Annotated in this window: 1 protein-coding gene; it reads right to left on the reverse strand. The window is 48.8% G+C overall.

Annotated elements, in window-relative coordinates:
• A partial coding sequence (ftsA, locus tag A3761_RS07495; protein WP_068750058.1) for a cell division protein FtsA occupies positions 1-344 on the reverse strand: 344 nt, incomplete at both ends.

Here is a 344-nt window from a genome sequence, read left to right on the forward strand (position 1 = left end):
GCGTTTTGTGTCGGTGTACGCAGTGCCATGGCAATATCATTCGTCACCTGGTCGCCCGCTATCGGGATTACTGCGGTATGACGAATCGCACCACCGGTAAATATTGCGATGTCGGTTGTTCCACCACCAATATCCACAACACAGACACCTAACTCTTTCTCATCGTCAGTGAGCACCGCATAGCTTGAAGCCAACTGCTCTAAAATAATGTCATCAACGTCCAGATCACACTTCTGCACACACTTTTCTATATTCTGAGCTGCGTTAACCGCACAGGTCACCAAGTGCACCTTTGCTTCTAGACGCACACCAGACATACCCAAAGGCTCTTTAATGCCTTCCTG

This window comes from Oleiphilus sp. HI0123, assembly GCF_001635315.1.